Consider the following 13,745-nt stretch of genomic DNA (forward strand, 5'->3'; position numbering starts at 1 on the left):
ACCGCGTCGAAGCGATATGAAGGACTTTTCTTTGTCGGACGTGCGGCTGTTCACCAAGGCCGCGCAGCTCGGGGGACTGACTCCGGCCGCCGAAGTGCTCAACGTGCCCAAGGCCTCCGCGTCGCGCCAGCTCCAGCGACTGGAAGCCACCGTCGGCCACCTGCTGCTGCATCGCGGCGCCACCCGCTTCGCGCTCACCGAGGAGGGCCGCGAGTTCCTGGCGGCCGCCCAGCATGCGCTGACGATCCTCGACGACGTCATGCTCAATCTCTCGTCCGACGGGAGCGCCATCTCGGGGCGGCTGCGCATCGCCGTGCCGCACTACTACGGCAGGGAATTGCTGATGAACCACCTGCCCGCCTTCATGACCGCCTATCCGCGGCTGGAGGTGACGGTCGAGACCGCAAGAGACCACGCCGACCTGCTGCGCGACGCGGCCGACGTGGCCATCCGCTGCGGACGCGAGGGCAGCGACGAACTGGTGACGCGCCACCTGAAGCAGGAGCCGCTGATGCTGTGCGCCGCGCCGGCCTATCTCGCGCGCCACCCTCCGGTGCTGGGCCTGGCCGACCTTGCCGCGCATCGCTTCCTGACGACCGATGCCGACGGGCGCAAGCGCGAGATCAGCCTCGCGACCGCCGAGAAGACACACCGCCTGCGCGTGGAAAGCGTGTTCCAGTCGGACGACCCCGAAATGGTGCTGCGCCTCGCGCTGTCGGCCCGCGGCATCGCGCTGGTGCCGCAGTCGCTGGCGCGGCCGCAGATCGACGGCGAGACGCTGGTGCCGGTGCTGCCGTCGCTGGATCTCAAGCCGCACGACATCCACCTGAGCTACCTGCCCGCGCGCCGCAACACGCCGAAGGTCAAGACCTTCGTCGACTACTTCCTCGACGTGTTCAGGGCGCCCTGAATCGGCGTCAGTCGCCAGTCGTCAGCGCCGCGCGCCGCCGCTGTTTTTCGCGACCACGCCCGCGCCGCGCACCTCGAGGCGGCGCTGGTCGACCACCTTGCCGCCGGCGTCCACCAGTTCGATCACGTGGCGCCCCGGCCATGGGAACCACTGGACGGTGTTGCCGCGCGCGAGCGGCTTGCCGTCGATGCGCCACTGCACGCCGCGGCCTTCGGAGTCGAAGCGCACGCGCTGGCGTTGCGGCGGGATGTCGGGGTCCAGCGCGATGATGGTGCCGTCGGCGGGCGCGGTGATGCGCGCCGGGGCGGAGGCATCGGTCGTCATGCCGGTGTCCAGCGCGAAGAGCGGCTGCTCCGTGCCCTGCAGGAACCACTCGCTGCGCGCCGCCTCCAGTGGATTGCCGTCGGCGCCGGGGCCGAAGCTCACCTGCGCCTCGACCAGGCCCGGCGGCGGCGAAGGCGCGCGGCTCGGCTCGCGCGAGTGCAGGAAGCGCATCACCTCGGCCCACACCGGCGCCGCGCCGCTGGTGCCGCTTACGTCCCACATCGATTCGCCGCTGGCGTTGCCCACCCACACCCCCACCGTGTAGCGCTGCGACCAGCCCACGGCCCAGTTGTCGCGCATGTCCTTGCTGGTGCCGGTCTTCACGGCGGTCCAGAAGCGGGTGGAAAGAATGCTGTCGAGCCCGAAGGTGCGCGTGCGCGCATTGGGGTCGGAGAGGATGTCGCCGACGATGAAGGCCGCACGCGGATCGATCAGCGGAGGCGGCGGCGCGGCTTTCGATTTCTCGGCGGGCCGCGGCGTCAGCGTCGTGATGCCGTAGCGCCCGCCGTTGGCCAGCATGCGATAGGCATTGGTGAGCGACAGCAGCGACACCTCGGCGCTGCCGAGCGCGAGGCTGTAGCCGTAGTAGTCGCCGCTCTCCCGCAGCGGCAGGCCGGCGGCGCGCAGTTCGCGCGCGAAGGCCTCGGGCGACACCATCACCAGCGTGCGCACCGCGGGCACGTTGAGCGAGGCCGCCAGCGCGGTGCGCGCCGACACCGGGCCCTTGAAGCGGCGGTCGTAGTTCTGCGGAATGTAGAGGCCGCTGGCGGTGCTGATCTGCGCCGAGGAGTCCTCGATCAGCGAGGCCGCCGTGATGCGCTTCTCGGCGATCGCCTGCCCGTAGAGCAGCGGCTTGAGCGTGGAGCCGGGCTGCCGCAGCGCGGTGACGCCGTCCACCTCGGCGGCCTGGCTCAGCGGACCGGAGGAGCCGACCCAGGCGAGCACCTCGCCGGTCGCGTTGTCGAGCACGACGAGCGCGCCGTCTTCCACGTGCCGGTCGCGAAGCTCGCGCAGATGGCGCTGCAGGGTGTCGAGCGCGAAGCGCTGCAGCGGCGCGCGCAGCGTGGTGCGCACGCCGGTTTCCTTCTCCTTGCCTTTCGGCGGCGGGGAGGCGACGGTCGCAACGGGAGCGGCAGCCGCGTTCGCGTCCCGAATCTCGCGCAGCACCCGGCGCGCGGCATGCGGCGCGATTCCTTCATTCGGCTCGAAGGCGCGCCGCTGCACCGCGGCGCTGGTGAACATGTCGAGTGCCTCGCAGTCGGTCTTGCGCTCCGGCTCCATCGTGCGCAGCACTTCGCAGGCACGCTGCGCCACCACCGCGGGCTTGGCGTTCGGCGCGCGCACCAGCGCGGCAGCCACGCTGGCCTCGCGCGCGTCGAGGCCGCTGGGCGCCTTGCCGAAGAGCGTGCGCGAGAGCGCGTCGATGCCCACGATCTCGCCGCGGAACGGCACGGTGTTGAGGTACGCCTCCAGGATCTGGTCCTTGCGCCAGTTGCGCTCCAGCTGCGCGGCCGCCACCGTCTGACCGATCTTCTGCGTGAAGCTGCGCCCGCCCGAGTTGCGGCGCAGGTCCTCGTCGAGCAGGCCCGACAGCTGCATCGTGATGGTCGATGCGCCGCGCGTGCGCGTGTTCCAGAGGTTGCCCCACGCGGCGGCCGAGACCGCGCGCCAGTCGATGCCGCTGTGCTCGTAGAAGCGCTTGTCCTCGCTCAGCACCATGGCCGTGCGCAGCGCGGGCGACACGTCGGCCAGCGCGGTCCACTGGCCGCGCCGCACGGTCGGGTCGGTGCGCACGCGCTGCAGCAGCTCGCCGTTGCGGTCGAGCACGGCGGTGTCGGACGAGCGGAAATCGCGCTTCACTTCCTCGAAGCTCACCACGGCGCGGGCCGGAAGCGCCCACGCCGCGGCGATCAGCAGGGCTGCGAGGGTCTTGCGAGAGAAAACGGAGGGCGCGGACTGCATCGGAAGAAAAGAGAACCGGTATCCAAAAGCAAAAGCGTGGGTGCCGGCATTCTCTCTCGCCGACGCGCCACGGGAACCTCGCCTACCGCGCAACGCGCCGCCGGCCGCCTTGCCGCGGCGCGGCCACGGGCCAGAGTCCGGGACGGGCTCCACATCCGGTAACGAACTTCACGCGAGGGCTTCAATGCGGAAACCCGGCGCGTACCGGCGTGGCCTTCAATGCATTACCGGCTCGCAGGAGGCGAACCCCGGTTTCACAAACATTCCAAGGAGAACTCGCATGACGAAGACATTGGCGATCCTGCTGGCCGCATCGGCCATCCTGGCCGGCTGCGTGGTCGCACCCTACGACCGCCCGCCGCCGCCGCGCCCGCACTACGGTGATCGCGACCGTGACGGCGTGCCCAACCGCTACGACAGGGACCGCGACAACGACGGCGTTCCCAACCGCTACGACCGCAGCCCCAACAACCCGTACCGCAACTGATCCGCGGGACGACATAAAAGAAAAAGGTCGCGAAGCATCGAGCTTCGCGGCCTTTTTTCTTTCACTAGGCGGCGCGGGTGTTTCTCAGCCCGGCCGGCGCGCCATCAGCGCCCAGATGCCCGCCGCGCTCAGCAGCGAGCCGCCCGCGAAGTTGAAGCGCCGCTGCGCGCGCGGCGACGACAGCAGCTTGCGCGCCGATCCCGCGAACACCGCGTACAGCGTGGCGTTGGTCGCGGCCAGCACGACGAAGGTGACGGCCAGCACCCAGAGCTGGCGCGTCACGTCCGCGGCCGGGTTGATGAACTGCGGCAGGAAGGCCACGAAGAACACGATGCCCTTGGGGTTCAGGGCGGTCACCAGGTAGGTGTTGGCGAACAGGCGCAGCCGCGAGGCGGGAGCCGCCGGTGCGGCGATCTCGGCCGACGAGATGCCCGCGCGCAGGAGCTTGATGCCGAGGTACAGCAGGTACAGCCCGCCGACCCACTTCACCACCGTGAACCAGAAGGCCGAGGTGGCGAGCAGCGCGCCCAGCCCCAGCAGCGACACCACCAGCGCGGTGGAGTCGCCCAGCGCCACGGCTGCCACCAGCGGCAGGTTGGCGCGGCGCCCGTGCGACATCGAGTAGCTGATCACCGTGAGGATGGTCGGCCCGGGAATGATCAGCATGACGGCGGAGGCCGCGACGAAGGCGAGCCAGAGTTCGATGGACATGTGCGTTTGTCTCCTGGTGGTGGTTTTTCCGGAAAGCGATTCGATTCTCTTCTTCGGATCAGATGCCGATGGCCGTGCGCGCGACATGCCAGGTGCCGCGGTGCCCGTCCACGTAGCTGATCGGCGAGCTGGCGAGTTCGTCGAGGTCCACGTCGTCCAGGCAGGTCACGTTCACGCCGTAGGCGCTCTCGCCGGTCTCGGGCGAATGGCCCACGCCGAAGGAGCGCACGCTGCAATGCCTGCAGACGATGTAGTGGCTGTTGCGGGTGTCGAGCATCTGCTCGCTGAGTTCGGACTCTCCTTCGACCAGCCGGAAGGCATCGGTCGCGACGATGGCGGGCCAGAAGCGCGTTCGGGTGCAGATCGCGCAGTTGCAGCGCAGGGTGCCCAGGTCCAGGTCGATGTCGGCCTCGAATCTCACGGCGCCGCAGTGGCAGCCTCCTGTATAGGTCTTTTTCATACGCTCGGACTTCGCATGGTGGTGCTGGAGAGCACCATATCAAAGGCCGCGCGGCGGCGCTGCGCTGTGGTCATGCGTCATGCGCGGGCGACCCAGCCCCTGAACGTGAATCCGGTGAAGAAGAGGCGGACGTCGCCGAACCCCGCTTCGCGCAGGATGGCTTCGTCCTGCGCGGGCGACAAAATCGTCAGCTCCTTCTCGACCTTCTCCCGCGTCACGGCCGCCTGGCGCGGATCGGAACCCGACGCGACCAGAAAGGCCGCGTACCGAGACATCCAGGTGTCGCGTTCGCCCGCCCCGTCTTCCACGCTGAGGTGCGCCACGACGAAGGGCGCGCCCGGCTTCAGCCGGCGATGGATTTCCCTGGTGGTCGAAAGCCGCTGGTCGCGCGGCACGAAGTGGTAGGTCAGCAGGCAGGTGGCGCCGTCGAAGGGGCCGTCCGGCGCGTCCTGCACATAGCCTTCGTGCAGCGTCACCCGCGACATCAGCGGGCCCAGCCTTTGCGATGCGAGTTCGAGCATCGGGCCGCTCGGATCGACCCCGTCGATCTTCCATTCCGGGTTGGCCTGCGCGAGGTCTTCGACTTCCAGGCCGCCGCCTGCACCGACCACCAGCACCCGGCCATCCGCAGGTACGTGTTCCGCGAGAAGGATGCGGGTCATCGGCAGGAGCCCGCTGTAGCCGGGCACGTTGCGCTTCGGGCCTTCGGCGTACTTGGCGACGGCGTCGGAGGTGCTGAATGCGCTGTGGGATGTGTTGCTCATCCGAAGATGATGGCACGCGAGGCCGGGGCCGGCGGTGCCAGGGGTCAAGCCCGCGCAGGAGCCGTTCAGGCAGCCGGGCCGCTGCCGAACCGGAGGGCCGAGCGGGCCCTGGCGCGCTCGGCCTCGACGGCACGGTCGCGCGGCTCGGCCGTGGTGACCAGCGAGTCGATCAGCCGCGCCGCCGTAGCGGCCACTTCATCGACCGCGTGATTGAAGGCTTCCTCGTTCGCCTTGGACGGCACGTTGAAGCCGCTGAGCTTGCGCACGAACTGCAGTGCGGCGGCGCGGATCTCCTGCTCGGTGGCGGGCGGCTCGAAGTTGTAGAGGGTCTTGATGCTGCGGCACATGGAATCTCTCCGTTGCGTGGTCGTTCATGCGCGAGAAAGCCGCGCCTCCAGCTGCTGCTTCACCGCCGGCCACTCGTCGTCGATGATGCTGAAGCGCACCGAGTTGCGCTTGCGGCCGTCCGGCATGATGCGCTCGTTTCGCACGATGCCTTCCTGCTTCGCGCCCAGCCGCAATATGGCTGCGCGCGACTTGGCATTGATCTCGTCGGTGGTGAACTGCACGCGCACGCACTGCAGCTCCTCGAAGGCGTAGCGCAGCATCAGCAGCTTGGCCTCGGTGTTCACGAAGGTCTTCTGCCACGAGCCCGAAATCCAGGTGCTGCCGATTTCCAGCTTGCGGTTGATGCGGTCGATCTTCCAGAAGCGCGTGGAGCCGATGACCTTGCCCGTCTCGCGCACCACGGTGGCGAAGGGCATCACCGTGCCGGCTTCACGGCCCGCCAGCGTGTTGCCGATGTAGGCGTCGACCGTTTCGGCGGAAGGAACGACGGTGAACGGCAGTTTCCAGAGTTCGCCGTCGGAGGCGGCCTCCACGAGTGCCGCGGCGTCGCCGGCCTGCAGCGGGCGAAGCAGGAGGCGGGGGCCGGTGAGCGTTGGTTGCGCGAGCGACATGAGCCGCACGATAGCCGATGGGCGGACGGCCCCGCGCGCCGGACTGTTCCCACACGCATCGGTCGCACCTTCCCACCGGAGGCGGCGCGCGCACGCCGAACATGCGAGGGGTGAACAAGCCAGGAGGCCTCATCCATGACTTCGACGAAGCAGCCAGAGAAATCCCCGGGGAAGTTTCCCTTTCCCACATCCGGCAATCCCACGCAGGGGCAGGCCGAGACCGCCAAGCCCACGCCGCAGCCTTCCAGCGAGGAAGCACTGGACAGCGGCGTGGAAGAGTCCTTTCCGGCCAGCGACCCGGTTTCCGTCACCGTGACGAAGGTGAAGCTGCCTTCTTCCGAGAAGAAGGAAGACGCCGAGAAGAAAAAGGAAAAGGCCGGCAAGGAAGAAGCCGCGTCCCGGCGTTGATGCCCGACAAATCGCCGTGCAAGCGCTTTCTCCAGTCTCTCCCGGACAGCCAAGCGTGGCCGACACGTGCCCCGGCCCTTGCAGCGTCGTCACGTGGGACGTGGACTCGCGCGGCTATTGCAGCGAGCACGAGCACGCCACCCGCGCCAACTTCGGGCAGCGGCTCGCGGCGCTGATGGGCTGTGCGTTCGTGGGCGAGTACGACGGCGCGCTGCAATCGGGCGGCTCGCCGGCTTCGCGGCACTACTTCGTGCCCAGCGACACCGTGTCCGATCCCGTCCGTGCACGCGCCATGGGCATCGCCGGCGTGAACGATCTCTTCGGCGGCGTGGTGCCGCACGCCTTCGTCGCCACCAAGGTCATCTCCCATCCGCTCATCGACGAAGACTGCGCCGCGCGGCCGCAAGGCTGGTCGGCGCGCTTTGCATCGGAGGTGGGCGATGCGGTCCTACCGGGCTTCTCGTGCTTTTCCGCCGACGAGGCGATGAGGGCAGGGCGCTCGATGCTCGACGCGGGCTCTGTGCGCCTCAAGCCGGTGACAGCGACCGGCGGGCGCGGCCAGATCGTCGTAGAGAGCGCAGAAGCGCTCGACGGCAGCATCGCCGCCATGGACGAAGCCGGCATCGCACGCACCGGCCTCGTCCTCGAGGCGAACCTGGAAGACCCGGTCACCTGGAGCGTCGGGCAACTGCTCGTGGCCGGGATGATCGTCAGCTACTGCGGCGAGCAGCGCACCACCAGCGACAACGCCGGCGAGGAGGTGTACGGCGGCTCCGATCTCATGATGGTGCGCGGCGATTTCGACACGCTGATCGCCGGCGTCGCGTCGCCGTCGCTGCGGCGCGCGATCGAGCAGGCGCGGCGCTATCACCGTGCGGTGATCGACTGCTACCCCGGCTTCTTCGCCTCGCGCGTGAACTACGACGTCGCGCAGGGCGTGGACGGCCGGGGCGAATGGCGCTCGGGCGTGCTGGAGCAGTCGTGGCGCGTGGGCGGCGCCACGGGCGCCGAGATCGCGGGGCTCGAAGTGTTCCACCGCGACCCGGCGCGCAGCGAGGTGCGCGCGTCGTGCTTCGAGGTGTACGGCCCTTCCGTGCTGGTGCCCGCCGATGCCATCGTGGCCTACCAGGGGATCGACAGCCGGGTCGGGCCGCTGTCGAAGTACACGATCCTGCCCGGAGACCGCCATGCCGACGCGCCATAGCACCATCGACATTCCGGTGGACGGCGAGCACATCGAGGGCACGCTGTTCGCGGCCTCGACGACGGTGCCGGGCGTGCTGCTGGTCCACGGCTGGGACGGCAGCCAGGAGCAATACGCCAGGCGCGCGCACGAACTCGCGGCGCTGGGCTGCGTGTGCCTGACCTTCGACCTGCGCGGCCACGCACGCCACGCCGCGCAGCGCATGCAGGTGACCCGCGGGGACAACCTGCGCGACGTGCTGGCGGCCTACGACGCGCTGGTCGGGCATCCGGCGGTCGACCCGGGAGCGATCGCCATCGTCGGCAGCAGCTACGGAGGCTACCTGGCCGCGCTGGTCACCACCATGCGGCCGGTGCGCTGGCTGGCGCTGCGCGCGCCGGCGCTCTATCGCGACGGCGAGTGGGACACGCCCAAGGGGCAGCTCAGCCGCTCCGACCTCGTCGCCTACCGCCGCTCGCTGGTCGGGCCCAAGGACAACCGTGCGCTCGCGGCCTGCGCGGACTTCGCCGGCGACGTGCTCATCGTCGAATCGGAGCACGACCAGATCGTGCCGCACCCGGTGGTCGAGAACTACCTCGGCGCCTTCAAGCGCGTGAAGTCGGTGACCTACCGCGTGCTCTCCGATGCCGACCACGCGCTCTCGAAGCAGGAGTGGCGCCAGGCCTACGGCTCGCTGCTGGTGTCGTGGGTCACCGAGATGACGCTGGGCGCCAAGGCGACGGCCACCCTCACCAAGCCGCAGACCACCGGCTCGGCCTGAAGACAGACGACGCCGCGGGGCGCCTTCTTCCCACAAGCCGCCCTCGCGCGCGAGCGGAGAACGAGGGTGAAAGGACCCACGACCATGTCGAACACGAACATCGAAGAAGCCGCGGAACGCGGCACCGAGGCTGTCGGCTTCGGCACGGACGCCGGCCGGCTCAACCGCTGCATCGCCCTGTGCAATGCCTGCGCCGCTGCATGCGAGCGCTGCGCGGCGGCGTGCGTCGCCCAAGGGGGCGGGGTGCGCATGGCCCGGTGCATCCTGCTGAACCTGGACTGCTCGGCGATCTGCACGGCGGCCGCCGGCATCATGGCCAGGAACAGCGAGAACGCCGGCCTCATCTGCAGCCTGTGCGCCGACATCTGCCGGCTCTGCGCCGCCGAATGCACCAACCATGCCGAGCCGCACTGCCGGCGTTGCGCGGAGGCCTGCGGCCAGTGCGAGACCGAATGCCAGCGCATGGCAACAGCCTGACCGCAGCGACGGCCAGGCCTATGCCGGCTACTGCAGCGCCGATTCGACGGCCAGCGCCACCGCAGCCAGCCGCGCATCGTCGCCGCGCACCGAGGCCAGCATCAAGCCCACCGGCAGTTCGCCCGGCGCATGGCAGGGCAGGCTGAAGGCGCAGCCGTCGAGCAGGTTGATCGCGAAGGTGTTGCGCAGCAACAGGCCGTTGGCCCTGAAGAAAGCGGCGTCTTCCGCCAGCGCGTCGATGGGCGGCGCGACGATCGGCACGGTCGGGCACACGAGCGCATCGAAGCCTTCGATTGCGCGTTCGACACGGCCGATCCAGTCGCGCCGGCGGTCCTGCATGGCGATGTAGTCGGCGGCGCGCACCTCGGTGCCGAGCGCGATGCGGGCGGCCACGCGCGAGTCGAAGCCCTCGCGCTTCGCGGCGAAGCGTTCGCGGTGCACGGCCGCCGCCTCCACCGGCGAGAAGCCGCCGGGCGCGTTGACGGTCGCGATCTCGGCGAGCTCGGCCAGCGTGATGTCGACGATCTGCGCGCCTGCGGCCGACAGCGTCTGCAGCGCACGGTCGAAGGCGCGTGCCACGGCAGGCTCGACGTCGTCGAACATCAGCGTGCGCGGCACGGCCAGGCGCATGCCCTGCAGCGGGCGGCGGCGCACCGCGAGCGGCGTGTCGGCGATGGCGGCGTCGGCGATCAGGCAGTCGTCCACGCTGCGCGCCATGGCGCACACCGTGTCGAGAGAGCGCGCGAGTTCGAAGGCACCGGTGCGCGGCACGCGCGACTGAGTGCTCTTGAAACCCACGAGCCCGCACAGCGCGGCGGGAATGCGGATGGAGCCGCCCGTGTCCGAGCCCAGCCCCGCCACCGCGAGCCCGAGCGCCACCGACACCGCCGCGCCGGACGACGAGCCGCCCGGAATGCGCGCGGTCTGCGCATCGGCCGGATTGCGCGGCGTGCCGTAGTGCGGGTTGATGCCCACGCCCGAGAACGCGAACTCCGTCATGTTGGTCTTGCCGACGATGGCCGCGCCCTGTGCGCGCACCCGCGCCACGGCAGTAGCGTCGTGCGCGGCCGGTGCCTCGCCCGCGCAGACGGCGGAGCCCGCCATGGTGGTTTCGCCGGCCACGTCGTAGAGGTCCTTCACCGACACCGGCAGTCCGGCGAGCGGTGGCGTCTCGATGCCGGCCTTGCGCGCTGCATCGGCGTGGCGCGCCGCGGCGCGGGCCGCGTCGGCGTAGAGGCGCGTGAAGACGTGCTGCGCCGCTGGCTGTTCGGCCGCTTCGAGCACTCCGTCGATCAGCGCCTCGTGCGAGAGCTCGCCGCGCGCAATGCGCTCGCGCAGTGCCTTGATGGTGTTGCCGTTGCTCTTCATCGTCATGCCACCACCGGCAGTGTTTCCACCGCATAGCGATGCACGATGCGGCGCTGAAGTTTCGGGTCGTGCAGTTCGATCTCCATCTGCGTCGCGGGCCGGATGCCTTCGCCCTTCGCGTTGGGCAGCGCGCCCAGCGTGCCGCAGGTCATGAAGAGGCCTTCGGGCGCGGAGCCGGCGCCGGGCATGCCGTCGCGCAGGCCGGCCAGCGGGCGGATCGATGCGAGCGTGCCGCGCTGGTAGTCGATCCAGCGGCCGTCCTCCAGGATGCGCGAGCGCAGCTCCAGCGTGTCCTGGTGCGCCTGCACGTCGCTCCAGCGCCATGCGGTCTCGGCCACCGGCTTGGCGCACATCTGCTTCGACACGGCCACCGAGTAGCTCTCGACGTGGCGGTCGGTGTGGTCCGAGGCCACGCTCAGCCACCACTCGCCCTGCGAGAAGAAGAGCACCGGCTCGGCCTCGCCGGAGCTCTGGTCGCCCAGCGCCTCGATGGCGGGCGATTGCGTCAGCAGCTGGGCCGCCACGCGGTAGTACAGCGGCACGCTCGAAGGACGCGGCACGCCGAGCGCGGCCAGTTCCTCGATGTGGTGCTCGATGGCTGCGATGTCGCGGCCGGTCCAGCCCGCCACCACCAGCGCGCGGGGCGCGACGAGGTGCAGGGCGGTGGAGCGGGTGCCGTCGTCGGCGATGCTTTCGCAGGCGAAGCGCAGGCGGGAGTTCGTGTTGCTCGTCGTCGTCATCGATCAGCTCTCCAGCGGGCGCTTGGCGGTTTCGCGCGCAACTACCAGGGCGATCAGCGTCACGCCCAGCGCGGCCACCACGTAGAACGACACGGCCACCGTGCTGCCCCAGGACTTGAACAGGCTCGCGATGATCAGCGGCGCGAAGCCGCCGCCCAAGATGCCCGCCAGCGTGTAGGCCAGCGAGGCGCCGGCATAGCGCACGCGGCCGGGGAACTGCTCGGTGACGAAGGCGGCCTGCGGGCCGTACATCATCGCGTGGATCAGCAGGCCCACCACCACCGCCGCGCAGATCGCGACCGGGTGCGCGCTGTCCATCAGCACGAAGAACACGAAGGCCCACACCATGCCCAGCAGCGCGCCGGCGATGTAGACCGGGCGGCGGCCGATGCGGTCGGACAGGCTGCCGAACCACGGCACGGCAATGGCGTTGCAGGCCGCGCCGATCATCGTGGCGGTGAGCGCCAGAGGGCGCGACAGGTGCAGCACCGTCGTCACGTAGGTCAGCGTGAACACGACCACCAGCGCGTACAGCACGTCGGAGCCGATGCGCGAGCCGCCGGCCACCAGCAGGCGGCGCCAGTGCTGGGTGATCACTTCCTTGATGGGCGTCTTGGCGGTGGACTTCTTCTCTTCCATCTCGCGGAAGACGGGTGTCTCGTCCACGCCGCGGCGCAGCCACAGGCCGAAGAGCACCAGCGCGACGCTGGAGATGAAGGGAATGCGCCAGCCCCAGCTCTGGAAGTCTTCCGGGCTCAGCCAGGCCGACACGGCGGCGATGAAGCCGGTGCCGATCAGCGTGCCGCACGAGGGGCCCACCTGCGTGAACGAGGCATTGCGGCCGCGCTCGTCGGGCTTGCCGTGCTCCATCGACAGCAGCACCGCGCCGGCCCATTCGCCGCCGAGCGCCACGCCCTGCACGAAGCGCAGGGCCACCAGAGCGACGGGCGCCCAGATGCCCCAGCTCGCGTAGGTGGGCAGCAGGCCCATCAGGCCGGTGGAGACGCCCATGATGACCAGCGTGGCCACCAGCACGAAGCGCCGGCCCAGCCGGTCGCCGAGGTGGCCGAACACCACGCCGCCCAGCGGGCGCGAGATGTAGCCGACCGCGTAGGTCGAGAACGCGAGGATGGTGCCGGTGAGCGGGTCGAACGAGGGGAAGAACACCGCGTTGAAGACCAGTGCCGCCATGATGTTGTAGACGGTGAAGTCGTACCACTCCAGCGTGGTGCCGATGGAGCTGGCCATGGCCAGCCGGCCCATCTTCGCGGAGGCCGGCGCGGCCTGCCCGGGTGCCGCGGAGCCCGCGGCGGGAAGAACATGTTCGGTCATTGGATGCCTTTGTTCGGTGAAGAAGTAGAGGTGAGTGGGGCGGATGCCTGCCGCGTCATGCCAGCTCGGCTGCGGTCAGCTTCCAGCCGAGCGCGAGCAGCCAGCCGCCGGCGGGATCGGCGTCGAACGCGGCGGCGGCCGTGGCGCGCGCCGCGCGGGCCGAGGCTTCGCTGCTGGTCTCGATCACCAGCAGCGGCTGCAGCACGCGGCCTTCGGTGGATTCGCGCGGCAGCGGCGTGCTGAGCATGGTGTCGGGCACGAGCAGGTACGACTGCACGAAGCCTGCCTGTTCCTTGCGCAACTGCGCGCCGACGACGGCGGCGCGTGCCACCTGGGCCTCGGCATCGACGGCGGCCGCGAGCGGAAGCACGGCCACATGGCTGCCGCTGCCGAAGCCGGTGACGGCGCGAACGGCGCACACGCGGCGCATCGGCTGGCGCATGCGGTCGAGATTGGCGACTGACCACGGCGTTTGCTTCTCGAATGCCGCGCGGTAGCCGGGCGAGCCGAACACCGCCAGCGATTCGGTGCGGTACAGCCCCAGGTACTTGCGGCCGCCTTCGAGAGAGAAATAACGAGCGCCCGAGAGAAAGCCGGGAATGCGCACGCGCTCTTCCACATGCTCCTGGTCGTACCAGCGGTTGAAGTCGGCCTCGTCGCCCGGTTCGACGTCGGAGGCGACGAACAGCAGGCCGTTTGCCGTCGTTGCTGCGGAAGAGGAGGAGTCAGGTGTGTTCATGGCGGCGGAAGCGGGTCGGGCCTTCGAAAAATGAAGGCGCGATCTTCCGTCGCAGGGTCGGACTGTCACAAACGAGTTTTTCTGGGCGACAGCCACAAGAATTACTGGCCCCTTTTCGGGGCCGAAATGCGCCAAACCGA

16 protein-coding genes are annotated in these 13,745 nt (G+C 69.8%); 6 read left to right on the forward strand and 10 right to left on the reverse strand.

The window, feature by feature from the left end; genetic code table 11:
* The first annotated feature begins 16 nt into the window (after positions 1 to 16).
* Entirely contained in the window at positions 17 to 910 is an 894-nt protein-coding gene (locus SFB74_RS08335; RefSeq protein WP_432730321.1) for a LysR family transcriptional regulator, read from the forward strand.
* 21 nt (positions 911 to 931) lie between these two features.
* On the opposite strand, the gene pbpC is transcribed toward SFB74_RS08335, so the two are convergent.
* Entirely contained in the window at positions 932 to 3,196 is a 2,265-nt protein-coding gene (gene pbpC, locus SFB74_RS08340) for a penicillin-binding protein 1C (RefSeq protein WP_432730322.1), read from the reverse strand.
* A 280-nt stretch (positions 3,197 to 3,476) separates the two neighbouring features.
* Between pbpC and SFB74_RS08345 the strand changes: the two genes are divergently transcribed.
* Positions 3,477 to 3,683, forward strand: coding sequence for a hypothetical protein (locus SFB74_RS08345; protein ID WP_432730323.1), 207 nt, complete (start codon positions 3,477 to 3,479; stop codon positions 3,681 to 3,683).
* Positions 3,684 to 3,767: 84 nt separating this feature from the next.
* Here the strand turns inward: SFB74_RS08345 and SFB74_RS08350 are convergent, their stop codons facing one another.
* From SFB74_RS08350 to SFB74_RS08370, 5 genes are all read right to left on the reverse strand, one after another.
* Complete coding sequence (locus SFB74_RS08350) at positions 3,768 to 4,394, reverse strand: LysE family translocator (protein ID WP_432730324.1); 627 nt, start codon at positions 4,392 to 4,394, stop codon at positions 3,768 to 3,770.
* Positions 4,395 to 4,452: 58 nt separating this feature from the next.
* Positions 4,453 to 4,854: a GFA family protein gene (locus SFB74_RS08355; protein ID WP_432730325.1), complete on the reverse strand. Its 402-nt coding sequence runs from the start codon at positions 4,852 to 4,854 to the stop codon at positions 4,453 to 4,455.
* Between the two features lie 77 nt (positions 4,855 to 4,931).
* Entirely contained in the window at positions 4,932 to 5,618 is a 687-nt protein-coding gene (locus tag SFB74_RS08360; RefSeq protein ID WP_432730326.1) for a class I SAM-dependent methyltransferase, read from the reverse strand.
* Between the two features lie 65 nt (positions 5,619 to 5,683).
* Entirely contained in the window at positions 5,684 to 5,965 is a 282-nt protein-coding gene (locus SFB74_RS08365; RefSeq protein WP_432730327.1) for a DUF2277 domain-containing protein, read from the reverse strand.
* Positions 5,966 to 5,989: 24 nt separating this feature from the next.
* The gene (locus SFB74_RS08370; RefSeq protein WP_432730329.1) at positions 5,990 to 6,577 is read right to left on the reverse strand and encodes a GNAT family N-acetyltransferase; all 588 of its coding nucleotides are present in this window, start codon (positions 6,575 to 6,577) and stop codon (positions 5,990 to 5,992) included.
* 135 nt (positions 6,578 to 6,712) lie between these two features.
* Between SFB74_RS08370 and SFB74_RS08375 the strand changes: the two genes are divergently transcribed.
* From SFB74_RS08375 to SFB74_RS08390, 4 genes are all read left to right on the forward strand, one after another.
* Complete coding sequence (locus tag SFB74_RS08375; RefSeq protein WP_432730330.1) at positions 6,713 to 6,985, forward strand: hypothetical protein; 273 nt, start codon at positions 6,713 to 6,715, stop codon at positions 6,983 to 6,985.
* A gap of 55 nt (positions 6,986 to 7,040) precedes the next feature.
* Entirely contained in the window at positions 7,041 to 8,189 is a 1,149-nt protein-coding gene (locus tag SFB74_RS08380) for a DUF3182 family protein (RefSeq protein ID WP_432730331.1), read from the forward strand.
* Entirely contained in the window at positions 8,173 to 8,949 is a 777-nt protein-coding gene (locus tag SFB74_RS08385; RefSeq protein ID WP_432730332.1) for an alpha/beta hydrolase family protein, read from the forward strand. The genes SFB74_RS08380 and SFB74_RS08385 overlap by 17 nt, the downstream gene beginning before the upstream one ends.
* 84 nt (positions 8,950 to 9,033) lie before the next feature.
* On the forward strand, positions 9,034 to 9,426 hold the full coding sequence (locus tag SFB74_RS08390; RefSeq protein WP_432730333.1) for a four-helix bundle copper-binding protein: 393 nt from the start codon (positions 9,034 to 9,036) through the stop codon (positions 9,424 to 9,426).
* Positions 9,427 to 9,453: 27 nt separating this feature from the next.
* Here SFB74_RS08390 and SFB74_RS08395 read toward each other — a convergent pair whose 3' ends face one another.
* The 4 genes from SFB74_RS08395 to SFB74_RS08410 are packed head-to-tail and all read right to left on the reverse strand — an operon-like array spanning position 9,454 to position 13,605.
* Entirely contained in the window at positions 9,454 to 10,800 is a 1,347-nt protein-coding gene (locus SFB74_RS08395; protein ID WP_432730334.1) for an amidase, read from the reverse strand.
* Positions 10,797 to 11,534: a DUF2848 domain-containing protein gene (locus SFB74_RS08400; protein WP_432730335.1), complete on the reverse strand. Its 738-nt coding sequence runs from the start codon at positions 11,532 to 11,534 to the stop codon at positions 10,797 to 10,799. The genes SFB74_RS08395 and SFB74_RS08400 overlap by 4 nt, the downstream gene beginning before the upstream one ends.
* Positions 11,535 to 11,537: 3 nt before the next feature.
* Positions 11,538 to 12,866 carry an MFS transporter gene (locus tag SFB74_RS08405; RefSeq protein ID WP_432730336.1) on the reverse strand — a complete coding sequence of 443 codons (1,329 nt, stop codon included), beginning with the start codon at positions 12,864 to 12,866 and terminating at the stop codon, positions 11,538 to 11,540.
* A 55-nt stretch (positions 12,867 to 12,921) separates the two neighbouring features.
* Positions 12,922 to 13,605 carry a hypothetical protein gene (locus SFB74_RS08410; protein ID WP_432730337.1) on the reverse strand — a complete coding sequence of 228 codons (684 nt, stop codon included), beginning with the start codon at positions 13,603 to 13,605 and terminating at the stop codon, positions 12,922 to 12,924.
* Positions 13,606 to 13,745 lie beyond the last annotated feature (140 nt).

This window comes from Variovorax xiamenensis (genome assembly GCF_050916385.1).
Lineage (GTDB): Bacteria > Pseudomonadota > Gammaproteobacteria > Burkholderiales > Burkholderiaceae_C > Variovorax.